We start from the raw sequence: 26,136 nt of genomic DNA, 5'->3' as shown, positions 1-26,136 counted from the left end.
GGAACCAGCATGCAGAAGATCGTCTTTCTCGACCGCGCGACGCTCGCGCCGCAAATCCGGCTCACGCGGCCGTCGTTCGAACACGAGTTCATCGAGTACGACCATACCCAGGCGGATCAGGTCGTCGCGCGTCTGGAAGGCGCGACCATCGCCATCACGAACAAGGTGCCGCTCACTGCCGATACGCTCGCCCGCTTGCCGTCGCTGAAGCTCGTGGCCGTCGCCGCGACGGGGACCGATTGCGTCGACAAGGAAGCGTGCGAAAAGCACGGCATCCGCGTGTCGAACATTCGCGGCTACGCGGTGAACACCGTGCCCGAGCATACGTTCGCGTTGATGCTCGCGCTGCGGCGCAATCTGATCGCGTATCGCGACGACGTGTTGAATGGCGAGTGGCAGAAGTCCGGGCAGTTCTGCTTCTTCAATCACGCGATACATGATCTCGGCGGCATGACGCTCGGCATCATCGGAGAAGGCGTGCTTGGGCAGCGGGTTGCCGAGATCGGCAAGGCGTTCGGCATGCGTACGCTATTTGCGGCGCACAAGGGCCGCGATGGGCTGGGTCCGCTTTATACGCCGTGGGACGAAGTGCTCGCGACGAGCGACATCATCACGATTCATAGCCCGCTGACGCCGCGAACGCGCGGCATGCTCGCTATGGAAGAGTTTCGCGCGATGAAGCGCAAGCCGCTCATTATTAACACGGCACGTGGTGGGCTCGTTGATGAGGATGCGCTGGTGCGCGCACTCGATGAAGGGCTGATTAGCGGCATTGGGTTTGATGTGCTGTCTGGCGAGCCGCCTGGGGATGATAATCCGCTGATGCGTATTGCGAGTCGCCCGAATGTGATTGTGACGCCGCATGTCGCGTGGGCATCGGATGAGGCGCAGCAGGCGCTGGCGGATCAGTTGATGGATAACATTGCGAGGTTTGTCGGCGGCGCGCCAGTGAATGTGGTCGTGTAGTGCGAGGTTTCTTGTCTGCGACGCTGGTCGGTGTTCTGGGCTTTGCGCGGGCATCTGGGTTGTGTCTTTGCTGTGCGGGTGGTTTCGTTGTTGTGGCCTTTGCGCTGGCATCCGGGTTGGGTCTTCGCTGTGCGGGCAGTTTCGTTGTTCTGGCCTTTGCGCTGGCATCCGGGTTGGGTCTTCGCTGTGCGGGCGGTTTCGTTGTTCTGGCCTTTGCGCTGGCATCCGGGTTGGGTCTTCGCTGTGCGGGCGGTTTCGTTGTTCTGGCCTTTGCGCTGGCATCCGGGTTGGGTCTTCGCTGTGCGGGCGGTTTCGTTGTTCTGGCCTTTGCGCTGGCATCCGCGCTTTGTTAGCGTGCTTCCCGCGTCGCCCCTGTGCGGGGCGGCACCTACTTTTCTTTGCCGCCGCAAAGAAAAGTAGGCAAAAGAAAGCGGCTCACACCGCCAGCCCGTGTTCTTGTCCACGGGCCCTCAACGTCCCCACGCTTCACACGGCAGTGCCCTGGTTGGTGCTCGTTGCCAACGCTTTGAATGAGCGCCTCACCCGCTTCGAATTCCCATACACGAGCGAGCGGCAGCGAATGGTTTGCGCCGCCCAGGTGGCAAACTGTGTGTAGGTTGTCGCGGCGTATAGCTCGGCGCTCTTACATCGAGGCGTGCGCTATCGGGTCCGAAGTGAGGCGTGCGAAGCACTACGGCCTACACACAGTTTTCCACCTGGGCGGCCGTGGAATATCTGGCGCGGCATGCCGTAGTACGGGAGTCTGAAGCGGGTGAAGCGCACCGCAAGAGCGCTGGCAACGAACGTGGGTCACATGATTGCCGTATGAAGCGTAAGACCCGTTGGGGGCCCTCAGGCAGGAAGAAATGTTGGCGGTGTGAGCCGCTTTCTTTTGCCTACTTTTCTTTGCGGCGGCAAAGAAAAGTAGGTGCCGCCCCGCACAGGGGCGACGCTTGAAGCACGCTAACGAAGCGCGGATGCCAGCGCAAGAACAGGCAAACCAAACCAGCCGCGCCACGAAGACATAACGCGGATGCCAGCGCGAAGGCAAAAAACCAAACCACTTGCGCAGCAAACACCACTCCACGGAGACCAGCGAAAACCCAAAAAAAACCAAACCGCCCGCACCGCGAAGGTGCCACATGAATTCTAACGAACCGCCAGCGCACGGCTTGCAATACCCATAAAGACTACTTACGTCCAACACAAGCCGCGCATGGCCACCACATGCTGCTGCACCAGCCGCTAATCAGCCAAACAAGGCTAGCAGAAGGAAAGCGTCGCAGACAGTCAGCCCCATTCCCCCGAACAACAAAACTGACATCTGTTTCCACCGCGACAAGCGGTAACGCAAAACAACACCTCCGTAACCCGCCCTCAGGCGGACACCCCTAGCATCGTTGTCACCCCGCCCGCCGCATGCCCTCACGCACGGGCCGCCTCTGACAACCGCTGATGAACCTTTCGCGTCCCTTTATCGAACGCCCAGTGGCGACGACGCTGCTTTCCCTTGGCATCGCGCTCGCAGGCATATTCGCTTTCGCCCGGCTTCCCGTTGCGCCGCTGCCGCAAGTCGATTTCCCGACCATCTCCGTGCAGGCCAGTCTGCCCGGCGCAAGTCCCGACACAGTTGCGAACAGCGTCGCGAGTCCACTCGAACGGCATCTCGGACAGATCGCCGACGTCACCGAAATGACCTCGCAAAGCTCCGTAGGCATGACGCGCATCACGCTGCAATTCGGCCTCGACCGCAACATCGACGGCGCCGCGCGCGACGTGCAGGCCGCGATCAACGCCGCACGCGCCGATCTGCCGTCGAGCCTCAAGAGCAATCCGACCTATCGCAAGGTCAATCCCGCCGACGCGCCCGTCCTCATTCTCTCCCTCACGTCACACACGCTCACGCAGGCGAAGCTCTACGATCTCGCGTCGACGATACTCGTGCAGTCGCTGTCGCAATTGCCCGGCGTCGGTGAAGTGGACGTGAACGGCTCGGCCAATCCCGCCGTGCGCGTCGAGTTGAATCCGACCGCGCTCTATCACTACGGCATAGGCCTCGAAGACGTTCGCGCGGCGCTCGCATCGGCGAATGCCAACAGTCCCAAAGGCATCATCGAAAGCGAAGGCAGGCGCTTCCAGCTCTATGCGAACGATCAGGCGCGCACCGCCGCGCAATACAAAAACCTCGTGATCGCATATCGCAACGGCGCAGCCGTGCGCCTGTCGGACGTCGCCGAAGTCGTCGATTCCGTCGAGGATCTGCGCAATCTCGGCCTCGCAGGCGACAACCAGCCGTCGGTGCTGGTGATGCTTTACCGGCAGCCCGGCGCGAACATCATCAGTACCGTCGACGGCATCCGCGCGACCGTCGCGCAACTCAAGCCCGCGCTGCCCGCCGATGTCGACATCCTCGAAGCCTCCGACCGCTCGACGACGATCCGCGCCTCGCTGCGCGACACGGAAGCCACTCTGCTGATCGCCGTCGTGCTGGTGATACTCGTCGTGTTCTTCTTTCTCGGCAGCGCGCGGGCCGCGTTGATTCCGAGCGCGGCCGTCCCCGTGTCGATCGTCGGCACGTTTGCGGTCATGTATCTGCTCGGCTATTCGATCGACAATCTGTCGCTGATGGCCTTGACCGTGGCAACGGGCTTCGTCGTCGACGATGCGATCGTCGTGCTCGAAAACATCGCGCGGCATCTCGAAGCGGGCAAGTCGCGCATGCAGGCGGCGCTGCTCGGCGCCCGCGAAGTCGGCTTCACCGTGCTGTCGATTTCGATTTCGCTTATTGCCGTGTTCATTCCGATCCTGCTGATGGGCGGCATCATCGGGCGGCTGTTTCGAGAGTTTGCGGTGACCCTATCGGTTGCGATACTCGTCTCGCTCGCCGTATCGCTCACGACGACACCCATGATGTGTTCACAGCTGCTTGCGAGCACAAAGCGCGATAACGGCGGCAACGCATCGCGTATGCAACGTCTCCCGCATTTGCTTACGCAGCCGCTGGAACGCATGCGCGAAGGTTACGCGCGGACGCTCGACTGGTCGCTGCGCCATCCGTTGCTGATGATGTCGTTGCTGCTCGTCACCATCGCGTTGAACGTGTTTCTCTACATCGAGATTCCCAAGGGTTTTTTCCCGCAGGAAGACACCGGGCGTTTGATCGGCGGCATTCAGGGAGATCAGAGTGTGTCGTTTCAGGCGATGGAAACGAAGCTCAAGCAACTGATGCAAATCGTCCGCTCGGACCCTGCGGTGGCGAGCGTGGTCGGCTTCACAGGCGGACGTCAGACCAATACGGGTTTTGTGTTTGTGTCACTGAAACCGCTGTCAAAACGCGACCAGACTGCCGATGAGGTGATCGCGCGGCTGCGTCCCAAGTTGAACGAAGTGGCGGGCGCGCGTCTTTATCTGCAACCCGTGCAGGACATTCGCGTAGGCGGCAGGCAGAGTAACGCGCAGTATCAGTTGACGCTGCTAGGCGACACGAGCGCCGACGTGTACAAATGGGCGCCGCGCCTGACTCAGGCGTTGCAGTCGCTGCCCGAACTCGAAGACGTCAACTCCGACCAGCAACAAAGCGGACTCGAAGCCGATGTCGATATCGACCGCGCGACGGCCGCGCGCCTCGGCATCACGCCCGCGCAGATCGACAACACGCTGTACGACGCGTACGGTCAACGGCTCGTCTCGACGATCTACAACCCGATGAACCAATACTATGTGGTGATGGAAGTCGCGCCGCGTTACTGGCAGCATCCGGAGACGCTGAACGATCTGTATGTCAGCACGTCGGGAGGCTCACCGAGCGGCACGCAGTCGACGAACTTCGTCGCGGGTACAGTCAGCGGCCCGACCGCCGCGAGCACGTCACAAGGCAGTTCGAATGCCGCGCAGGCTGCCGGATTTGCGCAGGCTGTCACGACGCCAGGCGGCACGGCGACGCCTACTGAACCTATCGCAGCGTCTACAAGTGCCGCGTCCGCGACGAGCGCCGACGCAGCCAGCAGCACGAGCGCGGCATCCGACGTCACCGTCACGCTTCCCACTGCGGGCGCAACGCCGTTCGCGCTAGCCGTTCCCGCGCTGAACAGCACAAGTACGAGCGGCACGACCTCGACCACAACGAGTAGCGCCGCGACCGTCGCCGGCGACTCGGCCCGCAACCTCGCAATCAATTCGCTCGCGGCAAGCGGCCATTCCAGCGCATCGGCGGGCACGTCCGTCAGCACCGCGCAGGAAACGATGATTCCGTTCAGCGCGTTCGCGCGCTTCAAACCGGGCCACACCGCGCTCGGCGTGAACCATCAGGGCAGTTTCGTCGCCACGACGATCTCCTTCAACCTGCCCCCGCATGAATCGCTCTCGACAGCGATGACGGCCATCAACCGCACGATGATCGACATCGGCATGCCCGCGTCACTTCACGCGAGCTTCGAAGGCACGGCGCGTACCTTCCAGCAGTCGCTGTCGGACGAACCTTTGCTCGTGGCCGCCGCGCTGCTGTCCGTGTATATCGTGCTCGGCGTGCTGTACGAAAGCTACGCGCATCCGCTGACCATTCTGTCGACGCTGCCCTCAGCGGGCGTCGGCGCGCTGCTCGCGCTGATGCTGTTTCATGTCGAGTTCACGGTGATGTCGCTGATCGGCGTCATTTTGCTGATCGGCATCGTCAAGAAGAACGCGATCATGATGGTCGACTTCGCAATCGACGCGTCGCGCTCGGGCATGTCGCCGCGCGACGCGATCTACCACGCGAGCCTGATGCGCTTTCGCCCCATCATGATGACGACCTGCGCCGCGCTGCTCGGCGCGCTGCCGCTCGCGCTCGGCAGCAGCGAAGGCGCCGATCTGCGGCGGCCGCTGGGCATTTCGATTGTCGGCGGATTGATCGTGAGCCAGATACTGACGCTGTATACGACGCCCGTGGTGTATCTGTATGTCGACCGCCTCGGCGTCTGGCTGCGCTCGCGCTTTGCGCGGCGAGCGCTTCAGTAAATACCCGGATGGCGCGATCCATTCCCGCCGTTTGCTCAAATAGATAGCAGAAATAGTTGGTTTGGCCGCCAGATAGCGTTCACTAGACTGCAACTCATCTTGTCATAACAAGTTGAGCCATGTCGAAACCGGCCAGCCCCCTCGCCCCCGTCGCCTCCGTTCCGCTCTACGCGCAGATCAAAGATGCGCTGCGCGTGCAGATTCTCGACGGCACCTATGCGCCGCATTCGCAGATGCCGTCCGAGCACGAACTCTGCGCGATGTACGGCGTGAGCCGCATCACCGTACGCCAGGCGCTCGGCGACCTGCAAAAAGAAGGCCTGTTGTTCAAGCTGCACGGTAAAGGCACGTTCGTATCGAAACCCAAGGCGTTTCAGAACGTGAGTTCGCTGCAGGGCTTTGCGGAAGCGATGTCGTCGATGGGCTATGAGATCGTCAACCAGCTGCGCAGCTTTCGCGTCGTGGAAGCCGATCGCAACGTGGCCGCGCGCCTCGGCCTCGAAGAAGGCGCGCCCGTCACGGAAATCCATCGCGTGCGGCTGCTCAACCGCGAGCCCGTATCGCTCGAACTGACGTGGCTTCCCGAAGCGCTCGGCACGCGCCTGGCGAATGCCGATCTCGTCACGCGCGACATCTTCCTGATCCTCGAAAACGACTGCGGCGTGCCGCTCGGCCATGCGGATGTCGCGATCGACGCGATCCTCGCCGACGACGAAATCGTCGACGCGCTGCGGGTCGAGGAAGGCAGCCCCGTGTTGCGCATCGACCGACTCACGCACGACGCGGCAGGCACGCCGATCGACTACGAACATCTGTACTTTCGCGGCGATGCGTTTCAGTACCGCTTCCGTATCGACCGCGAAAAAGCGGGCAAAAACGCGAAGCACAAAGCAACGAGGAATGCACGATGAACACCCATGTACTCGAATACGACATCGTCGTGGTCGGCGGTGGAACGGCGGGACCGATGGCCGCTGTCAAGGCGAAGGAAGCCAATCCGAACCTGAAGGTCTTGCTGCTCGAAAAAGCCAACGTCAAACGCAGCGGTGCGATATCGATGGGCATGGACGGTCTGAACAATGCCGTCATTCCGGGCCATGCGACACCCGAGCAATACACGCGCGAAATCACGATCGCCAACGACGGCATCGTCGATCAGGCCGCCGTCTACGCCTACGCGAAGCACAGCTTCAAGACCATCGAGGAACTCGACCGTTGGGGCGTGAAGTTCGAAAAGGACGGCACGGGCGATTACGCGGTCAAGAAAGTGCATCACATGGGCTCGTATGTGCTGCCAATGCCCGAAGGACACGACATCAAGAAAGTGCTGTACCGGCAACTGAAACGCGCGCGCATCGCGATCACGAATCGCATCGTTGCGACGCGCCTGTTGACCGACGCGCAGGGCAATGTGAATGGCGTGATGGGATTCGATTGCCGCACGGCCGAGTTCTACGTGGTTCGTGCGAAAGCAGTGATTCTGTCGTGCGGCGCGGCGGGCCGGCTCGGCTTGCCCGCCTCCGGCTACCTGATGGGCACGTACGAGAACCCGACCAACGCAGGCGATGGCTACGCGATGGCCTATCACGCGGGCGCGGCGCTGGCGAATCTCGAATGCTTCCAGATCAACCCGTTGATCAAGGACTATAACGGCCCCGCCTGCGCGTATGTGACGGGTCCGCTGGGCGGCTTCACGGCGAACGGTAAAGGCGAACGCTTTATCGAATGCGATTACTGGAGCGGGCAGATGATGTGGGAGTTCTATCAGGAACTCCAGAGCGGCAACGGCCCGGTGTTTCTCAAGCTCGATCACCTCGCCGAAGAAACCATCCAGACCATCGAGCAGATCCTGCACACGAACGAACGTCCAAGCCGTGGGCGCTTTCACGCGGGACGCGGCACCGATTACCGGCAGCAGATGGTCGAGATGCATATCTCCGAGATCGGCTTTTGCAGCGGGCACAGCGCGTCGGGCGTGTACGTCAACGAGCGCGCCGAGACGACGGTGGGCGGCCTTTACGCTGCCGGTGACATGGCCGCCGTGCCGCACAACTACATGCTCGGTGCGTTCACATATGGCTGGTTTGCAGGTCAGAGCGCAGCCGCCTTCGTTGCGGGCCGCGAACACGCGCCGCTCGATCAAGAACAGATCGATGCCGAACACACGCGCGTCTATGCGCCGCTCGAACGCGAGCATGGGCTTGCGCCTGCGCAGGTCGAGTACAAGCTGCGCCGCATGGTCAACGACTATCTGCAGCCGCCCAAGGTGACGCGCAAGATGGAAATCGGCCTGCAACGCTTCGAGGAAATCGCCGACGACATCGCGTCGGTCAAGGCCACGCATCCGCATGAACTGATGCGCGCCGCCGAAGTCCGTGCCATCCGCGATTGCGCCGAAATGGCCGCGCGGGCGTCGCTGTATCGCACGGAAAGCCGCTGGGGCCTGTATCACCATCGCGTCGATTATCCGCAGCGCAACGACGCCGACTGGTTCTGCCATACGCATCTGCGCAAGGATGCATCGGGCCGCATGACCAGCGAGAAACGCGCGGTCGAGCCATACATCGTGCCGCTCGACGAACGTGAACGCGGCTCATACAGCAACCTGCGCATTCACGACGACAAACCCGATCCGCGCGCGAACGCCCAGGCGCTCGCCGATGTGACCGCCTGACAGGAGCACCCGCGATGTCCTTCACCCCACACGACATTCTTCATCGAAGCGCGGCACCCGTCACGATCGACGAAAGCAAATGCATCGCCGATAAAGGCTGCACGGTATGCGTGGACGTGTGCCCGCTCGATCTGCTCGCGATCGACGTCAGCAAAGGCAAGGCCTATATGCAGTTCGATGAATGCTGGTACTGCATGCCGTGCGAACAGGATTGCCCGACGGGCGCCGTGAAAGTCGATATTCCTTATCTGCTGCGCTAGCGAGACGACGCGAGCATTCAGCACTCACTGTCCTTGCCTTGATACCAACGAAAGAGCCGACATCATGACCCTCCGCCACGCTCTACCGCATTTCATTTCCGTTGCTTCCCTCGCCCTCGCATTCACTGCTGGCTCGGCGCATGCCGAAACGATCCGCGTCGCCATCGGCACGCAGGACACGACGATCAACTGCGCGACAGGCGGCCTGCTGATCCGTGAACTGAATCTGCTCGACAAGTATCTGCCGCACACGGGCAAATACAAGGACGTGACCTACGACGTGCAATGGAAGGACTTCACGTCCGGTGCGCCGATCACGAACGAGATGGTCGCAGGCAAGCTCGACTTCGGCGTGATGGCGGATTTTCCGGGCTCGCTGAACGGCGCGGCGTTCCAGAAAGCGGGCCGCAAGAGCGAGTTCATTACCGTATTGTCTGGCAGCGTGGAGGGCAGCGGCAACGGCATCGTCGTGCCTGAGAATTCGCCGATCCGTTCGATCGCCGACCTCAAGGGCAAAACGATTTCCGTGCCGTTCGCCTCGACGTCGCACGGCATGCTGCTGCGCGCGATCAAGGCACAAGGCTGGAACCCCGAAACGGACGTGAACATCATCACGCAAGCGCCGGAAGTGGCGGGCAGCGCGCTGAAGGCGAACAAGATCGACGCGCATGCGGACTTCGTGCCGTTCGCGGATCTGTTTCCTTATCGCGGCATCGCGCGCAAGATTTACGACGGCGCGCAAAGCCATGTGCCCACGTATCACGGCGCGCTCGTCGATGCAGCCTATGCGCAGAAGTACCCCGAAGTGGTCGTCGCGTATCTGCGCGCCGCCATCGAGGCGAACCGTCTGATCGCGCAAGACCCCGAGAAATACAGCTTGCTGATCCAGAAGACGACGGGCATCGAAGCACCCGTCGATTATCTGTATCACGGCCCGCTTGGCCTTCAGACACGCGACCTCACATGGAAGCCGGAGTACCGGCAGGCCACGGCGACCGCAATCGAAACGCTCAAGCTGCTGAAGAAAACGGACGTCGATCTGGATGTGAACACGTTCATCGACGACCGCTATATCCGCCAGGCGTTCAAGGAGTCCGGTCTCGACTACGACGCCGCACTGAAGAACTACGCGAAGCAACCGCTCGTCGCCAACGACGCCGTGACAGGCAAGCCAATTCGCGACTTCAACGACGTCGCCCAGGTGTGGCTCGACAACGAAGCGAAGGTCCGCAATTACGCCTCGGTGGATGAAGCGTTCGGGGCGCTCGGCAAGATCGAGCAGTCGGGCGGCAAGGTGCGCGCCGTGTTCGTTCACGATCACGCAAACGGCCTAAAGCTGTTCGCGAACCAGGCGTGGTACGTGAAGGACGCACATGGCGCGATCACCGCCTTCCTGCTGAAAGCCGGTGCCGACCAGTACGCGCAACAGGTGTCAGGCTCCGTCGTCGATTATGCCGCCGCGAAAACGGGCGCGGCGCAAGCCGTCGCGTCGCGCTGAGCGCGTTTCATCGTCACGCCACATCGGGAAAACGTCTATGGCCGCCACCTTTGAACTCCGCGACAGACGCGAATCGACACGCCAGCGCGCGCCCCGCTTCGCCCCAACGACCAAACGTCGCGTATGGCGCGCGGCGTCGCTCGCCGCATGCGTCGCGCTCTGGCAACTGGCCGTGTACTTCAGGCTGTCGGCAGGCTTCATCACGTTCGCGAACGTGCCCGCGCCTTCCGATGCCCTGCCCGCCCTGTGGTCGCTGCTGCATTCGCCGAAGCTGCCGATGCATCTGGCCGCAAGCATCTGGCGCGTGCTGGCGGGCTTCTGTGTCGCGGCTGTGGTCGGCGTCGGCCTCGGTCTCGCGATCGGCCGCTACCGCGCCGTCGAAGATACCGCGCTGCCCGCGCTCGAAGTGCTGCGCCCAATTCCCGCCGTCGCGTGGATACCGCTCGCGATCCTGATGTTTCCGTCATCGGAACTCAGCATGATGTTCATCACGTTCATCGGCGCACTGTTCCCGATCCTGCTCAACACCGTGCATGGCGTGGAAGGCGTCGATCCACGGCTTGTTGCGACGGCTCGGAGCCTCGGTACGAAACCGCTTGCGCTCTATACGGAAGTGATACTGCCGGGCGCCGCGCCCGCGATTTTCACGGGCCTCGCAATCGGCATGGGGACCGCGTGGTTTTGTCTCGTGACGGCTGAAATGATCGCGGGCCAATACGGCATCGGCTATTTCACGTGGGAGTCGTACACGTTGCAGAACTACCCGGATATCGTCGTCGGCATGGCGCTGATCGGCGCGCTCGGAATGGGCAGCAGCGTGCTCGTCAAACGTCTCGGTGTCGCGCTGACGCCGTGGTACAGACTGCAGGAGACCCGCCGATGAGCAGCGTCGCCATTGAAGCCGCCACCACGGCGGCCAGCATCAGCGTGCGCGGGCTGGCCGTCGAAGTCGGGCCGCCGCATGCACGCATCGCGACGCTCGACGGCCTCGACGTCGATATCGCGCCCGGTCAGTTCGTCTGCGTGCTCGGCCCTTCGGGCTGCGGCAAGTCGACCTTGCTCGGCGCGATAGCGGGCCACATCGCCGCGACGCAAGGCATGATCGCCGTCGACGATGAAGCTGTCGACCGTCCGCATCCCGAACGCGGCCTCGTGTTTCAGCAGCACACGCTGTTTCCGTGGAAGCGCGTCATCGACAATGTCGCCTTCGGTCTCAAGATGAAGGGACTCGGCGCGAGCGAGCGGCGCAGGCAGGCTGCGGAACTGCTGGAACTCGTCGGGCTCGGCGGCTTCGACTCGCACTATCCGGCGCAGCTATCGGGCGGCATGCAGCAGCGCGTCGAGATCGCGCGCGTGCTGATCAACCGGCCGCGCGTGCTGTTGATGGACGAGCCATTCGGCGCGCTCGACGCGCAAACGCGCCGCATGATGCAGACGTTGCTGCTCGATATCTGGGCGAAGGTGCGCACCACTATCGTGTTCGTCACACACGACATCGAAGAAGCGCTGTTTCTCGCCGACCGTATCCTGATGCTTTCGCAGCGCCCGGCACGCGTGGTCGCGGATATTCCTGTGCCGTTGCCGCGCCCGCGCCGCGACGATACGACGCTCGACCCCGCCTTCATCGATATCAAGCGCCAGTGCCTTGCACTGCTGCGCGAGATGGCATGACGCCGCGCAACTTCACACTTTGATCGTCCATGACCGACCCGACCATTCTGACCTACGATCCCCAAACACTCGCGCCAGAAGCGGCGGCGTTACTGCCGCGTCTCGCGGATGCCGATGCCGTCGTGCGACGCATCGCGCTGCTCGAACTCGCCGACCTCGAAGACCCCGATGCGCTGCAACCCATCGTCGCCGCGCTGAAGCACGATGAGTCCGCCGACGTGCGCAGCGAAGCGGCGCGCGTGCTCGGCGCATGGGAGCAACGGGAGATCGTCGCGGCGTTGTGCGAGGCGTTGACCGATGCGGAACGCGATGTGCGCGAAGCGGCTGCGTCGAGTCTGTCGGCGTTGAAGGACGCGTCTTCCGGCGAAGTGTTGTGCGCGTGGGTCGATCATCCCGAGCCGTTCGTGAAAGCGGCCATACTGCGCGCATTGCGCGAACTGCGTTATGCCGACGCGTTTTCAGCCGCAGTACGCGCGCTCGATCACGACGATCCAGGCGTACGCATCGAAGCTGTCGGCGTGCTCGGCTGGCTCAAGGACTCACGCGCGCTCGTGCCGCTCGCGCGTGTCGCGACGCGTGACACCAGCGCGGAGATTCGCCGCGCGGCCGTCGGCGCATTGGGTTTCGCGCCAGCGGACGATGCCGCGATAGCCGACGCGCTGCTGCATACGCTCGCCGATTCGGCGTGGCAAGTCCGCGAAGAAGCCGCAACGACGCTAGGCAAGCTGCGTGTGCAATCCGCCCGCGACACGCTGATTGCCGCGCTCGATGACGCCTACTGGCAAGTGCGCCTGCGCGCGGCGCGAGCTTTGGGTCAACTGGGCGACCGCGCCGCCGCGCAGCCGCTCGTCGCACTTCTTCCACACACGATCAGCAACTTGCGCAAGGAAGCGGCGCTCGCGCTAGGCGAACTGCGCGACCCATCAGTGATACCCCCGCTGGAACACGCACTCAACGACGCCGATCCCGAAGTCCGCAAGGCTGTGCGGATCGCGTTGCAGCAGATCGGGCAAAGCGCGCGATGAAAACGCCCCGGCACATCGAGATCGACCAAGCAGCGCACACGTTGACGCTGCATTGGCCCGACGGCGCGACACAGTGTGTCACGCATCGCGTGTTGCGGCAGCTTTGCCCTTGCGCCGAATGCAAGCGTCTACGCCTGCGTGGTGCTGAGCCCGTCGTCCCGGACGACATCGCCGTGCTGGACGTTCGCCCCGCCGGATACGGCGTCCAACTGCTGTTCAGCGACAGCCACGAACGTGGCATTTTCCCGTGGGAATTTCTGGAACGCTTGCCAGCAACGCTCTGATTCACGCATGTCGAGCCAACGTCTAACATGCGCACTCGATATCTTTATCTGAATTTACTATTTAAATTCTGCATAACGCAGTGATAGCCTGATTTCGACCCGCAGACGCTTGACGCGTCTGCTTTCACATCCAATCGTCCGTCGAAGCGGAACATACGGCAAGGAGCCAACGTGAGCGTCGAATTCATCGGCATGATCCAGCAGCGCAAGGTATCGGAAACGCATCTGCCCCAAGGCCCCGCGATCGATACCGACTATGTGCGCGCCTTCGCGCAGGCCCACGAGAACGCGGGCTTCGATCGCATACTCGTGCCGCACAGTTCGACGAGCCCCGACGCGACCATCACGATTGCATATGCGGCGAGCGTAACGTCGCGCGTTCACTTCATGCTTGCGCACCGTCCCGGCTTCGTCGCGCCGACGCTGGCCGCGCGGCAACTGGCTACTTTGGATCATTTCTCCGGCGGACGTCTCGCCGTCCACTTCATCTCCGGCGGCAGCGACGAGGACCAGCGCCGCGACGGCGACTATCTCGCGCACGACGAACGCTATGCGCGCACCGACGAATATCTGCAGATCCTGCGGCGCGTCTGGACCGAAAACCAACCGTTCGATCATGAAGGCCGTTTCTATCGCTTTGAAAAGGCTTTCTCCGATGTGAAGCCGAAGCAGACACCGCATGTGCCGATCTATTTCGGCGGCGCTTCAGAGGCTGCGCTCGCCGTCGCGGGCAAGCACGCCGATGTCTACGCGCTGTGGGGCGAATCGAAACAACAGGTCGCGGAACTGATCGGGCGCGTACGTGCCGAAGCGGCAAAGCATGGCCGCAACGTGCGCTTCTCGGTGTCGTTCCGTCCGATTCTCGCGTCGACGGAAAAGGCTGCGTGGGAACGCGCCGAGCACATTCTCGAAGAAACACGGCGTCTGCGCGTCGAACAGGGTTTTTCGCGCGGCGGTCCGCAACAGAGCGAAGGTGCGAAGCGCCTGCTGGCCGCATCGGGAGACGGCGTGCGCGCCGACGACCGGCTGTGGACGGCAGTCGCGAAGGAAATTGGCGGACGCTCGAATTCGACGGCGCTCGTCGGCACACCGGCGCAGGTCGCGCAAACGCTCTCCGAGTACTACGAACTCGGCGTGACGACCTTCCTGGTTCGCGGCTTCGATCCGCTCGAAGATGCAATCGACTACGGCCGCGAGCTGATCCCCACGACGCGCGAGTTGACCGCCCGCATCCGCCGCGCCGCGTGACCGGGAGCCTATAAACACATGAGCACTGCACTCCACGATACGGCCTCACTCGCGCTTCGCCAGACGCCCGTGCGCAAGTTCTGGTTCGACGACGACGCCGCGCCGCAGCGCACGCTTGCGCAGGAACGCCGCCATCGGCAGGAACGCCTTGCAGGCGCATTCCGCCTGTTCGCGCGCTATGGCTTCGCGCAAGGTCTCGCGGGTCATATCACCGCGCGCGATCCCGAATGGACCGATCACTTCTGGGTCAATCCGCTCGGCAAGCATTTCGGCCGCATTCGCGTGTCGGACCTGTTGCTCGTCAATCGTTATGGCGAGATCGTCGCCGGCGATGGCCCCGTGAATCAGGCGGCATTCGCGATTCACGCGGCGATTCATGAAGCGCGGCCCGACGTCGTCGCCGCTGCGCACACGCATTCGCTGTACGGCAAAGCCTGGTCCACATTGGGACGCAAGCTCGATCCGTTGACACAGGACTCGTGCTCGTTCTATGAAGACCACGCGCTGTTCGACGACTTCAGGGGCGTCGTGCTCGATACGGACGAAGGCGCGCGCATCGCCGACGCGCTCGGCCAGCACAAGGCGGTGATCCTGAAGAACCACGGCATTCTGACGGCCGGGCCTAGTGTCGAAGCGGCTGCATGGTGGTACATCGCGCTCGACAACGCCTGCCACGCGCAACTGCTCGCCGAAGCTGCGGGCACGCCGCAACCAATCCCGCACGACATGGCCGCGTTGACGCATCAGCAGGTCGGTCGTCCGGGCGGCGCGTTGCACTCGTTCGAGAGCCTGTATGAAGGGCTTGTCGAAGAGGACCGGGAGTTGCTCGACTGATGGCGATTCACAAACTGCGTCATTTTGTTGGCGAGATCGCGGCGCTCGTCGATGCCGATACCGCTGAACCCGAATTGCTCGAACGTGGCGGCCACGCGTTGCGCGAGCTGATCCACACCGACGACTGGCTGCCCGAGGCATTTGCGCAACCGTCCACCGAGCGCTATCAGCAATACCTGCTGTATGCCGATGTGCAGCAACGCTTCTCGGTGGTCAGCTTCGTCTGGGGCCCTGGACAACAGACGCCGATCCACGATCACACGGTGTGGGGTTTGATCGGCGTGCTGCGCGGCGCGGAACTCGCCGCGCCTTATACCCGCGACAGCGACGGCACACTGCGCCAGGCCGGCGACGAAATACGCCTTGAAAAAGGCGCTGTTGAAGCGGTCTCGCCGCAAATCGGCGATATTCACCGCGTGCGCAATGCGTATGATGATCGCGTGTCCGTCAGCATTCACGTCTATGGCGCGAACATCGGCGCCGTGCTGCGCTCGACCTACTCGCCCGATGGCCTTAACAAGCCCTTCATCTCCGGCTATTCGAACGAAACCATCCCGAACCTGTGGGACCTCAGCAAGGAACGTCGTCATTCATGAAGTCATATCCCGTGCGCACTTATGAAGACGTGCGCGAAGCGCTGCTCGCCAGGCATGAAATCGCGCTGCTCGATGTGCGCGAAGAAGATCCGCATGCGCAGTGTCACCCGCTCTTCGCAGCGAATCTCTCGCTGTCGCGCATCGAACTCGACGCGTGGACGCGACTGCCGCGCCGCGACGTGTCTATCGTGTTGTTCGATGCAGGCGAAGGCTTTGCGGAGCGCGCCGCCGACACATTGATGTCGCTCGGTTACACGAACGTCGCGTTGCTCGCGGGCGGGCTGGACGGATGGATACGTGCGGGCGGCGAAGTGTTTCGCGACGTGAACGTGCCGAGCAAGGCGTTCGGCGAGTTCGTCGAGGCGCAGCGGCACACGCCGTCGCTTTCGGCAGAAGCCGTCGATGCGCTGCTGAAGAACGGCGACGACGTCGTCGTACTCGACGCGCGCCGCTTCGACGAATATCAGACGATGAACATTCCGGGCAGCATCAGCGTGCCCGGCGCAGAACTCGTGCTGCGCGCACGTGCGCTCGCGCCGAAGCCGACCACGCGTGTGATCGTCAATTGCGCGGGCCGCACGCGCAGCATCATCGGTACGCAATCGCTCGTCAATGCCGGGCTGCCGAATCCCGTCGCCGCGCTGCGCAACGGCACGATTGGCTGGACGCTCGCGGGCCAGCAACTCGAACATGGCAGCGACCGGCGCTTTGATTCGCAAGCGGGACTCGACGCGGCGGACATCGATGCATCGCAGCGTGCCGCGCTCGCGCTCGCGCAACGCGCGGGCGTGAGCCGCACCACGCTCGACGAGGCCGCGCGCTGGGCCGCCGACTCGTCGCGCACCACCTATCGCTTCGACGTTCGCACGCCCGTCGAATACGAACGCGCGCACGCACCCGGTTTTCAGGGCGCGCCGGGCGGACAGCTCGTGCAGGAGACGGACATGTTCGCGCCTGTGCGCGGCGCGCGTGTCGTGCTGTTCGACGACGACGGCGTGCGCGCGAACATGACGGCTTCGTGGCTCGCGCAGATGAACATCGACACCTACGTGGTGGACGCCGCATCGCCGGACGATCTGACGGCAAGCGGCCCGTGGCAAGCCGCGAAGCCGCAGCCTGCTTCGACGCAAACGCTCGCGCCGCAAGAACTCGCAGCGCTGCTGGCGGATGAAGCGAGCGGCACAGTCGTACTCGACGTGACGTCGAGTGCCAATCATGTGAAGGCGCATATACCGGGCGCGCGCTGGATCGTGCGCTCGCGTCTGTCGAATGCCTTCGACGATCTGCGCGCGTTGCCCGATGCGAAGCGCTATGTGCTCACGTGCGGAACGAACGCGCTTGCGCCGTACATCGCGCCGGAAGTCGCGGCGTTGACGGGCAAGCCGGTGCATGTACTCGATGGCGGAACGTCGGCGTGGATACGCGCGGGTTTGCCTGTCGAGAGTGGCGATGCGCATCTCGCTTCGCCGCGCATCGACCGTTACCGGCGTCCCTATGAAGGCACCGACAATGCGCGCGAAGCGATGAATGCGTATCTGGAATGGGAATACGGTTTAGTCGCGCAACTGGACCGCGACGGCACGCATGGGTTCTTCGTGATCTGATCTGCGCTCGTCGGGAGTCGTCGAGAAGCTCAAGCCGCGCGCGACAAACGCGCGGCCTTGAAGCTCTTTTCGATGCTTTCCGACAGCACCGTCAACGCCGACTGCATCTTGCCAAGCGCGCGCGAGCGCACCATCCACACCGCTATTTCAGGCTTGAAGTCACCAAGCTGGATCACGTCGAGTTGCGCCGCGTGCATGCTTGCATCCAGCAGCGGCAACGGCACGAGACCCAGCCCGACGCCATCGGCGACGAGGCCGAGTTGAAGCTCGGTACCGAGCGTTTCCAGATTCAGTTTCAATGCGTAACCCTGCGCGGCAAGCGCATGCTGTAACCCCGCGCGAAAGCCGCAGCCATCGGGATTCAGCACCCAGCCATATGCCTGGCATTCCGCCAGCGTATGCACGCGCTTTTTCATGCTGCCCTTGCGCGCGACGACCGCCAGCTTCAACGGACCGAGCACCTCGCCTACCAACGCATCCGGCAGTACCCGATTGACGGGCAGCAGCACGACAGCCGCATCCAGTTCACCGTCTTCGACCTTTTGCAACAGCGGATTACCCCAACCCGTCGATACACGCGCCTGCAATTCCGGGTGCGCTTCACGTAACGCATGCAAGGCCTTGAGCATCGCGACGTCGGCGACCGTCTGCGCGACGCCGAGACGCAGCACGCCTGCCAGCGGCGCATCGTCGGTGACGAGATGCCTGAGGGCCTCGACTTCGCGCACGATCGCGCGGCATTGCTCGTAGACGGCGCGCCCCATCGGCGTGGTCTTCAACGGCTTTGTGTTGCGGTCGAGCAAGGCCACGCCGAGCGCTTCTTCAAAGTTCTGGATGCGGCGCGTAACGGCGGGTTGCGTGAGCGCCAGCGCATTGGCCGCCTGATTCAGCGACTGGCTGCGCACGACAGCGACAAAGGCCTCGATCTCATCGAGTTTCATTGAGTGCTTTCCACTTGATGAAGTATTGACGAATGATGTGTCGAGCTTAACGTGATTGACGTATCGTGTTCAAGGCCGAACATGCATTTCGATCTCGCATATTAGCAAAGCAGAACAATGCGTTTGCCTTATAAAAACTGACTGCGTATCGTAGGTTTTTCATCCTCTCGCGTCCATCACGATCCATCATGCACCGTCTGATTGCCCGTCTTCTTCTCATTGCATTATCCGCCGCGCCGTTCGCCGCGCATGCCGACACGACCCTCAAGGTCGGCGATCAGCAGTTGCAGACGCGCGGCATTCTCGAAGCATCCGGGCAGTTGAAAGACGTGCCGTACAAGATCGAATGGTTCAACTTCCCCGCTGCGCAGCCGCTTGGCGAAGCGTTGAATGCGGGTGCGATCGATGTCGGCGGACTCGGCGATGCGCCGTTGATCTTCGCCTACGCTGCCGGCGCGAAAGTGCGCGCCGTCGCGGTCACGCGCTCGCAACCCATCGACCTCGCGATCATCGTCCCGGATCAATCGCCTATCAAAAGCGCCGCCGATCTGAAGGGCAAGCGCATCGCGACGACGCGCGGATCGATTGGCCATTACCTCGCTATCGCAACGCTGGAACGCGCGGGCATCAAGCTCTCCGATGTGTCGCTGCGCTTCATGCAGCCCGCCGATGCAAAGGCCGCGCTCGCGTCGGGCAACGTCGATGCGTGGTCCACATGGGACCCCTACGTCGCGCTCGCCGAACAGCGCGATCACGACCGCAGCATCGCGAATGGCGTGAATCTCTCGTCGGGTCTGAGCTTCCAGGCCGCAACGGAAGACTCGATCAAGGCCAAGCGTGCGGAAATCGCCGACTTTCTGAAGCGCGTCGCGGCTGGGCAGCGCTGGGCGCTGTCGCATCCGGACGAAGTCGCCGCGATGCAATCGCGTGTGACGGGCTTGCCGCCCGAAGTGTTGAAGATCGTCTATCAGCGCGCGCAACTGCACCCCATCGCCATCGACGACCATGTGGTCGCCGAACAGCAAAAGACCGCCGATCTCTATCACCGCGCCGACGTCATCAAAACGCGGCTCGACGTCGCGCCGAGTTTCGACCGTCAGTTTCCGCTGGATGCGCAGTGATCTCGCGCCGCGCATTGTCTAGCTCCATCGACACACAGAGTCCGATATGACACGCCGCCATCCCGACAGTGCATTCATCGATACCGAGCGCGAGGCCGATGCCCTCGTGGCGCTCGCTGACCTCGACAGTCCGCAAGCCGATACCTGGTTCGCGGCATTGACCGATGAGTTCGCCGCCAGCGCCGCCGCGCTCGACGCGGGTCCGCATTTTCCACACGACAATCTCGCGAAGCTGCGCCGCGCCGGGTTGCTCGCGTTGACGGTGCCGCGCGCGCTCGGTGGCCGCGAAGCGACACTCGCGCAGACCTTGAAGGTGATACGTGCAATTGCGCGCGGCGAGCCTTCGACAGCGCTGATCGTCGTAATGCAATGTCTCTATCATCTGCGTTTGCAGGCGAATCCCAACTGGCCGATCGCGCTCAAGGAACGCATTGCGCGCGACGCCGTCGAGCGCGGCGCGCTGATCAATTCGCTGCGCGTCGAGCCGGAACTCGGTTCGCCGTCGCGCGGCGGGCTGCCCGGCACCGTGGGCAAACAGGAAAATGACCACTGGATACTGAACGGCCGCAAGCTGTACTCGACAGGCAGCCCAGGGCTGACATGGTTTGCCGTATGGGGGCGCACAGATGAAGCGTCGCCGCGCGTCGGCACATGGCTTGTCCATCGCGACACGCCCGGTATCCGCTTCGGTGAACCATGGAATCATCTCGGCATGCGCGCGACAGGCAGCCACGAAGTCATTTTCGACAATGTGCGCGTGCCGTTCGATCACGCTGTCGATCTGCAATTCCCCGGTCCATCAAACGGCATGGACCCAGTCACCAGCCTCTGGATGAATGTGCTGTTGCCTTCGATCTACGACGGCGTCGCGCGTGCGGCCCGCGACTGGTTCGTGCAGTGGGCAGCGCAACGCGTGCCTTCGAGCCTGAATGCACCGCTGTCGAGCCTCGACAGTTTTCAGCGGACGGTAGGACGTATCGACGCCTTGCTCTTCAATAACCGCGTGTTGTTCGACGCGGGCGCAGCCGGCCATGTGAGCGCAACGGAAGCGCCAACGATCAAATACCTCGTGAGCCAGCACGCGATCGAAGCCGTCGAGTTCGCGCTCGAAGCGAGCAGCAACCCGGGTTTGAGCCGCAATAACGCGCTAGAACGCCATTATCGCGACGTGCTTTGCGCGCGCATTCACACGCCACAAAACGATACGGTGCTTGGCAATCTCGGGCGCGCGGCATTCGCGTCGCTCGAATAGCGCAACCGTGCAAACTACTTGAACGTCGTGCCAATTCGACATTTGCGAGCTTCCATTCACCTGACAATGTATTCACACACCGCCGTGCGAGATCGATGCGGCGCCATGCGAATCAGACGATCAGGAGACGATCGTGAACGATCAAAGCAAACGGTTGACCCTCGTATCGACGCGGCGCCCAGCGTGTACACGCTTGAATGCATTGGAAGAATCGCCCGTTGCTGAACGGTCTGCATGCCCGTTCGATTTGCGAAGCTCATATGATTCCCCACGTACGCGCGTCAAGTACTGGAGCGCAACGGGCGCGTTCTGGGGTGGAGCGTGGGGTCTGCTATGCGGCCCTACACTCTTTTATTCCGCAACGGGCACGGGCCTCGGTGCCGATGTCAAACAGGCATTCGCTTCGCTGATTTGCGGCGCCGCAGGCACGATGGTCGGCGCGGCATTCGCGGGCTTCGCCGCGATGCTGACGCGGCGGCGTGTACGCTCCATGCAAGCACGTCCGCTCACTTCGAGTGGATTGCGTATCGTCGACATCAACGAAGCTCGCGCGTACGGCTTGTATAGCGATCATCGCCCGATGCATACAACCAGCGAAGAGCAGGAGCAATAACGCCGTTACCCGTGGCGCAATGGTTTGCGTCACGGGCAACGGCCAGATCCTGCCGGTGCCCGGATAACCGACAGGACTTGCACGCGTCTGCTGTTAGTCCTGAATGAACTGCAGCAGATCGGCGTTGACGAGATGGGCATGCGTCGTACACATGCCATGCGGCGCGCCTTCGTAGATCTTCAGCTTGCCATTCGGAACCAGCTTCGACGAAAGCTTGCCGGAATCGTCGAGCGGCACGATCTGATCCGCGTCGCCTTGCAGCACCAGCGTTGGCACGGTCATCTTCTTCAGGTCTTCCGTGAAGTCCGTTTCCGAGAATGCCTTGATGCAGTCGTACGCGCTCTTGATCGAGCATTGCATGCCGGCATACCAGAACGCGTCGATCGTGCCCTGCGACGGCTTCGCGCCTTCGCGATTGAAGCCATAGAACGGCAAGGCCAGATCCTTGAAGAACTGCGAGCGGTTTTTGATCACGCCCTTGCGGATGTCGTCGAACACCGAGATCGACAGGCCGCCAGGATTGGCAGGCGTTTTCAGCATCAGCGGCGGCACGGCGGAAATCAGCACGGCCTTGCGCACGCGTTGCGTGCCGTGGCGGCCAATGTAGCGCGCGACTTCGCCGCCGCCCGTCGAGTGGCCGACCAGCACCGCATCTTTCAGGTCGAGATGCTCTATCAGTTCCGCGAGATCGTCCGCGTAGCGGCTCATGTCGTTGCCGTCCCACGGCTGGCTCGAACGGCCATGTCCGCGCCGGTCATGGGCGATCACGCGATAGCCCTTTTCCGCGAGATACATCATCTGCGCGTCCCACGCGTCGGCATTCAGCGGCCAGCCATGCGAGAACACGACCGGTTGTCCCGAACCCCAATCCTTATAGAAAAGCTGGGTGCCATCTTTCAATACAAACGTAGCCATTACCTGAACTCCTGGATTGATGCCAATTCAGCCGTCGCTCTTTTCGTCGATCCGACGAACGCGACACGGCGAAATACGCGCTTCGCGCTGTGCGATCTTTATCGCGGCCAGTGCATCGCGTACCAATCCAGTATCCAGGCTATCGGGAGACGGGCGTTGTGTATCGCCCCGACACTTTGGTATCTGCACGACCATTCGCGTTTGATGCTTTTGGGCGCGGCTTGCGCTCAGTCCGTGCGGACGTGAATCGCGGCGTGCATTTGCATAACCGGGCGTGGCGACGAAGCTCTACAGTCTGCATACATTCGATGCGCGAAACGTTGTGCATCGGTTATTCAATTCCAGCATTTATTTCCACCATCATGGAAAGCAACATCAAGGGTCTTGCGTCGCAGGGCGACAAGTCAGCGGATCATATTGAGCACGATGAGCAGCCACGCGATCATCTGCGTTTTCAGCTTCCTCATGCGCATCTTTCGACCGTTTTCGGCAACGACTGGTTTGCGCTGAAGGCGGAATCGTTCGCACGCTTCTTCGGCACGCCAACTTTTCTGTTGTCACAAACCTTGATCGTCGCTATATGGATTGGATTGAACGTGTGCGGCGTGACACGTTTCGACGTGTATCCGTTCGTTCTGTTGAATCTGGCGTTCAGCCTTCAATCGGCTTATGCAGCGCCGCTGATCCTGCTCGCTCAAACGCGTCAGGCCGATCGCGACAAGGCGCATGCGGACGCCGACGCGCGTCATCGCGAAGCATTGGCGCTTGCTGCGGAACGGCGCGACAAGGCGCTTGCGCATCAGGCCGGGCAAATGCAGGCGCTTCTGCGGCAGAACACCGAGCTAACGGAGCTGACGCGCGATCTCACCGAACAGATCGCCCGACTCACGCAGGACGTTCACGAGAAACTCACTCGCGACAAGCACGCGAAAGCAACGTAATCTTGCGCGGCTTACACCCCGGCAAGAACGGGCACAGGAAGCGCGATTTCCATGCTTGCGCCGCGCGCCGAGGGTGTCACGCACGAGATGGAGCCGCCATGTCCTTCGACAATCGACCGGCAGATCGACAAGCCCAAACCCATCCCCTCTGTTTTCGTCGTAAAGAAAGCGCTAAAAAGTTTCGCTGCGACCTCGGGTGAAATGCCCACGCCGGAGTCTTCGACCGTAATAGAGACACGCTTCCCTTCCTCGATGCGTGTCTGCAACCTGAGTTCGCGCGACCGATCCTGAATCGACGACATCGCCTGCAATCCGTTGACGGCCAGATTGATCAGCACCTGCTGCAATTGCACGCGGTCGCCGTGTACCGTCAACTCGCCCGGCGACAGGTCCATCTTCACGACAGCGCCGTATCGCTTGACCTCGCGGTCCAGCAAGTCGATCGTTTCGACGACGAGACTATTGATGCCAAGCGGCGCAAACGTCGGTTCGCTTTTGCGGGCCAGCGCGCGTATGCGGCGGATGATCTCGCTTGAACGCCGCGCATTGCTCACCATGGCTTCGAACGCGTGGCACGCTTCATCGAGATTGGGTGTTTCGCGCCGCAGCCAGCGCAGGCCCGCTTCGCCGTGCGTCGTGATCGCGGCGAGCGGCTGAGTGACTTCATGAGCGATCGACGCCGCCAGTTCTCCGAGCATCGTGACGCGCGTGGCATGCGCAAGCTCGGTTGTCGAACGGTTCAGCGCGTCGTGCGTCTGGTTCAGCTCGCGCACCTGCTCCGCGAGACGCGCGGCATCCGCCTGGATGCGCAACGTCAGCGCCGTCGTCGCGAGGATCGACAGACAGGCCACCGTGGCGCGCGCGAGTGCGGAGAATGACTCTTCGTTGAGGTGTCCAATCAGAAAACCGATCACCGTCGCCCAGATGCAGGCAATCGCGACCAGCAGTGTGCCACGGCGCGACAGGACGGTGGCCACCAGCATCACGACGATCGAGTACAACACCATGATCGCCGTGGCAAAGTGACCGAACGAATCGATCAGAAACACGATCAACGCCAATCCGCCCGCGAGCGCCAGCGTCAGTGTGGGATTCTGTTTGCCGAGGAAAGACACGCGTTCCATGTTCATGTCGAGAGCGGGAGAATCGGATTGGTCAAATCGCGCTCTACGCGAGGACGGCAACGCGGCACAAGCCCACGGCGTCCAGCTTTGCAGCGCAGCTCACCCCGAATAGCGGACCGCGCTTCGAACCGCCTCTCATTGCAGGCGTTTCGAGCATGGCTGTCCGGGCGGGGCGCGATTCTCGCGTTATGCGTCCCGAACTCTCGTTAACACGTCTCGTCGATATTTATTCCAGTCCCGACAGTGAGATGTGCGATTTGACAGGCACTGAAAGCGGAATCGAAGCTAAGGCCTGTCGATGGCCGCCAATATGACGCGCGCGCGTAACGCGAGCTTTCGTGGAGTGGGGATTTTTATCGGATTTGCACGGTGGCGTGCAGGTCGAAGTGAACCGAATTCGACATTGCACCGTCATAAGAGACGTGGTCGCGCTTCGCGGGCTCTGCCGCGAAGCGTAAGCAGCGTTGAGACAGGCGACACGTTGCGTGCCGCCAACCAGGCCCCAATCGCTCAGGCGAGCACGTCCGAGAACACGCGGGTCGCGAAACGGTTCGAGTCCGTTCCCGCATTGATCACGCCGACCGACTTCAGATCGTCGGCATACAACGCGATCTCTTTCTTGAACGCGTCGCCGATGGGGTGATGAAGGTCCGTGTGACTCTTCAGCATCGCCGTCAATTGCGCGACGTCCGCGCCCGGCGCATTCGACGAGAAAATCGTCGCCGCCTCGGCGGGGTGATTCGCCGTCCACTCGGTCGCTTCAAGCAGCGCCTGCGTCAACGCCTGCGCGGTCGCGCGGTCCTTGCGGATCAGCGAGCCGCGCACGCCCAGCACGCAGCACACGCGGGTCGCATACTCGCCGCACAGGTTGTTCGACACTTCCTGCAAATGATCGGTCTCGCGTAGCGTCCAGATGGTCGGATCGCCATCGGCAATTGCATGTACTTCGCCTTTTTTCAGCGCCTCGCCGAGCAGCGGAGCCGGGTATTGCCGCCAATGCACGTCATTGTCGGGATCGACGCCGAGCTTCCTGAGTGAGATCGCAAAGAAGTTCTTCGCGGGGCTCGCCATATCGCTCACGCCGACCGTGCGCCCTTTCAGCCCTTGCAGATCGACGATACCCGAGGCTTTCGTCGCGAGCAGCCGCATGCAGCCGCCGTGGATGCCCGCCGTCAGCTTCACGTCGAAGCCCTGCTCCAGTGGCTTGATCCAGCGCAGCGCCATGCCCACGCCCGCATCCGATTTTCCCGTGGCGATCGCTTCGAGCAACTGGTCGGTCGAACCGGCGAAGTTGATCAGTTCGACGTCCAGGCCGTGCTTGCGAAAGAACCCCTGCTTGACGGCGACGGGCACGGGCGCCGTGCAGATTGCGCCTGCATTCCACGAGAGCTTGAGCGGCTTGAGGTTCTCGTCGGCGACGGCGCGCATGCCCGGCAGGAACGATGCGCCGCCCAGCGCCGCCGCACCCGCTGTCCACGCGGTCTTGCGCAGCCATGCGCGGCGTGATGCGTTAGCGGGCGTTGGATGGTCAATCTTGTCGTCGGTTTTCATGTCGTTGTTGTCCCAATGCGTGA

At 62.3% G+C, this 26,136-nt stretch carries 23 protein-coding genes; 19 read left to right on the top strand and 4 right to left on the bottom strand.

Annotated elements, in window-relative coordinates:
- Positions 1-9 precede the first annotated feature (9 nt).
- From C2L65_RS33845 to C2L65_RS33775, 15 genes are all read left to right on the top strand, one after another.
- Positions 10-966, top strand: coding sequence for a D-2-hydroxyacid dehydrogenase (locus C2L65_RS33845; protein ID WP_042311698.1), 957 nt, complete (start codon positions 10-12; stop codon positions 964-966).
- Between the two features lie 11 nt (positions 967-977).
- Entirely contained in the window at positions 978-1,319 is a 342-nt protein-coding gene (locus C2L65_RS45750) for a hypothetical protein (protein ID WP_158660418.1), read from the top strand.
- Positions 1,320-2,421: 1,102 nt separating this feature from the next.
- Positions 2,422-5,961, top strand: a complete 3,540-nt coding sequence (locus tag C2L65_RS33835; RefSeq protein WP_042311857.1) for an efflux RND transporter permease subunit — start codon at positions 2,422-2,424, stop codon at positions 5,959-5,961.
- Positions 5,962-6,080: 119 nt separating this feature from the next.
- Positions 6,081-6,872: a GntR family transcriptional regulator gene (locus C2L65_RS33830; protein WP_042311858.1), complete on the top strand. Its 792-nt coding sequence runs from the start codon at positions 6,081-6,083 to the stop codon at positions 6,870-6,872.
- Positions 6,869-8,635, top strand: a complete 1,767-nt coding sequence (locus C2L65_RS33825) for a fumarate reductase/succinate dehydrogenase flavoprotein subunit (protein WP_042311860.1) — start codon at positions 6,869-6,871, stop codon at positions 8,633-8,635. The genes C2L65_RS33830 and C2L65_RS33825 overlap by 4 nt, the downstream gene beginning before the upstream one ends.
- Positions 8,636-8,649: 14 nt before the next feature.
- The gene (locus C2L65_RS33820) at positions 8,650-8,895 is read left to right on the top strand and encodes a 4Fe-4S dicluster domain-containing protein (RefSeq protein ID WP_035995390.1); all 246 of its coding nucleotides are present in this window, start codon (positions 8,650-8,652) and stop codon (positions 8,893-8,895) included.
- A 64-nt stretch (positions 8,896-8,959) separates the two neighbouring features.
- Positions 8,960-10,393: an ABC transporter substrate-binding protein gene (locus tag C2L65_RS33815; RefSeq protein ID WP_042311862.1), complete on the top strand. Its 1,434-nt coding sequence runs from the start codon at positions 8,960-8,962 to the stop codon at positions 10,391-10,393.
- A gap of 37 nt (positions 10,394-10,430) precedes the next feature.
- Positions 10,431-11,276: an ABC transporter permease gene (locus C2L65_RS33810; RefSeq protein WP_042311864.1), complete on the top strand. Its 846-nt coding sequence runs from the start codon at positions 10,431-10,433 to the stop codon at positions 11,274-11,276.
- Positions 11,273-12,064, top strand: coding sequence for an ABC transporter ATP-binding protein (locus tag C2L65_RS33805; RefSeq protein WP_042311866.1), 792 nt, complete (start codon positions 11,273-11,275; stop codon positions 12,062-12,064). Before C2L65_RS33810 ends, C2L65_RS33805 begins: the two co-directional genes overlap by 4 nt.
- A 29-nt stretch (positions 12,065-12,093) precedes the next feature.
- Positions 12,094-13,089, top strand: coding sequence for a HEAT repeat domain-containing protein (locus C2L65_RS33800; RefSeq protein WP_042311867.1), 996 nt, complete (start codon positions 12,094-12,096; stop codon positions 13,087-13,089).
- Positions 13,086-13,373: a gamma-butyrobetaine hydroxylase-like domain-containing protein gene (locus C2L65_RS33795; protein ID WP_042311869.1), complete on the top strand. Its 288-nt coding sequence runs from the start codon at positions 13,086-13,088 to the stop codon at positions 13,371-13,373. The genes C2L65_RS33800 and C2L65_RS33795 overlap by 4 nt, the downstream gene beginning before the upstream one ends.
- Positions 13,374-13,544: 171 nt before the next feature.
- Positions 13,545-14,621, top strand: coding sequence for an LLM class flavin-dependent oxidoreductase (locus C2L65_RS33790; RefSeq protein WP_042311871.1), 1,077 nt, complete (start codon positions 13,545-13,547; stop codon positions 14,619-14,621).
- A gap of 18 nt (positions 14,622-14,639) precedes the next feature.
- Positions 14,640-15,455, top strand: a complete 816-nt coding sequence (locus tag C2L65_RS33785; protein WP_042311873.1) for a class II aldolase/adducin family protein — start codon at positions 14,640-14,642, stop codon at positions 15,453-15,455.
- Positions 15,455-16,051 (top strand): cysteine dioxygenase family protein, encoded by a 597-nt coding sequence (locus tag C2L65_RS33780; RefSeq protein ID WP_042311876.1) that lies wholly within the window; start codon positions 15,455-15,457, stop codon positions 16,049-16,051. The genes C2L65_RS33785 and C2L65_RS33780 overlap by 1 nt, the downstream gene beginning before the upstream one ends.
- Positions 16,048-17,655: a rhodanese-related sulfurtransferase gene (locus tag C2L65_RS33775; protein ID WP_042311878.1), complete on the top strand. Its 1,608-nt coding sequence runs from the start codon at positions 16,048-16,050 to the stop codon at positions 17,653-17,655. The genes C2L65_RS33780 and C2L65_RS33775 overlap by 4 nt, the downstream gene beginning before the upstream one ends.
- A 29-nt stretch (positions 17,656-17,684) precedes the next feature.
- Here the strand turns inward: C2L65_RS33775 and C2L65_RS33770 are convergent, their stop codons facing one another.
- On the bottom strand, positions 17,685-18,596 hold the full coding sequence (locus C2L65_RS33770) for a LysR family transcriptional regulator (protein WP_042311880.1): 912 nt from the start codon (positions 18,594-18,596) through the stop codon (positions 17,685-17,687).
- Positions 18,597-18,784: 188 nt separating this feature from the next.
- Here C2L65_RS33770 and C2L65_RS33765 point away from each other — a divergent pair, with 188 nt between their 5' ends.
- The 3 genes from C2L65_RS33765 to C2L65_RS33755 all read left to right on the top strand — a co-directional run bounded on the left by C2L65_RS33765 (position 18,785) and on the right by C2L65_RS33755 (position 21,582).
- Positions 18,785-19,717: an ABC transporter substrate-binding protein gene (locus tag C2L65_RS33765; protein ID WP_042311882.1), complete on the top strand. Its 933-nt coding sequence runs from the start codon at positions 18,785-18,787 to the stop codon at positions 19,715-19,717.
- Positions 19,718-19,763: 46 nt separating this feature from the next.
- Positions 19,764-20,969: an acyl-CoA dehydrogenase family protein gene (locus C2L65_RS33760; protein ID WP_042311883.1), complete on the top strand. Its 1,206-nt coding sequence runs from the start codon at positions 19,764-19,766 to the stop codon at positions 20,967-20,969.
- A gap of 133 nt (positions 20,970-21,102) precedes the next feature.
- On the top strand, positions 21,103-21,582 hold the full coding sequence (locus C2L65_RS33755; RefSeq protein ID WP_042311885.1) for a hypothetical protein: 480 nt from the start codon (positions 21,103-21,105) through the stop codon (positions 21,580-21,582).
- Positions 21,583-21,675: 93 nt separating this feature from the next.
- Here the strand turns inward: C2L65_RS33755 and C2L65_RS33750 are convergent, their stop codons facing one another.
- Complete coding sequence (locus C2L65_RS33750; protein ID WP_042311888.1) at positions 21,676-22,497, bottom strand: alpha/beta fold hydrolase; 822 nt, start codon at positions 22,495-22,497, stop codon at positions 21,676-21,678.
- Between the two features lie 308 nt (positions 22,498-22,805).
- Here C2L65_RS33750 and C2L65_RS33745 point away from each other — a divergent pair, with 308 nt between their 5' ends.
- Positions 22,806-23,438 carry a DUF1003 domain-containing protein gene (locus C2L65_RS33745; RefSeq protein ID WP_042311889.1) on the top strand — a complete coding sequence of 211 codons (633 nt, stop codon included), beginning with the start codon at positions 22,806-22,808 and terminating at the stop codon, positions 23,436-23,438.
- An 11-nt stretch (positions 23,439-23,449) separates the two neighbouring features.
- Here the strand turns inward: C2L65_RS33745 and C2L65_RS33740 are convergent, their stop codons facing one another.
- Together C2L65_RS33740 and C2L65_RS33735 are read right to left on the bottom strand one after the other, a co-directional pair.
- The gene (locus C2L65_RS33740; RefSeq protein WP_233446713.1) at positions 23,450-24,562 is read right to left on the bottom strand and encodes a sensor histidine kinase; all 1,113 of its coding nucleotides are present in this window, start codon (positions 24,560-24,562) and stop codon (positions 23,450-23,452) included.
- A gap of 510 nt (positions 24,563-25,072) precedes the next feature.
- Positions 25,073-26,113 carry an ABC transporter substrate-binding protein gene (locus C2L65_RS33735; protein ID WP_042311894.1) on the bottom strand — a complete coding sequence of 347 codons (1,041 nt, stop codon included), beginning with the start codon at positions 26,111-26,113 and terminating at the stop codon, positions 25,073-25,075.
- Between the last annotated feature and the right edge of the window lie 23 nt (positions 26,114-26,136).

The sequence above is a fragment of the Paraburkholderia terrae genome, assembly GCF_002902925.1.
GTDB classification, from domain to species: Bacteria; Pseudomonadota; Gammaproteobacteria; order Burkholderiales; family Burkholderiaceae; genus Paraburkholderia; species Paraburkholderia terrae.
The sequence above is the reverse complement of the archived record's forward strand: the minus strand, read 5'-3'. Positions and strand labels throughout refer to the sequence as shown.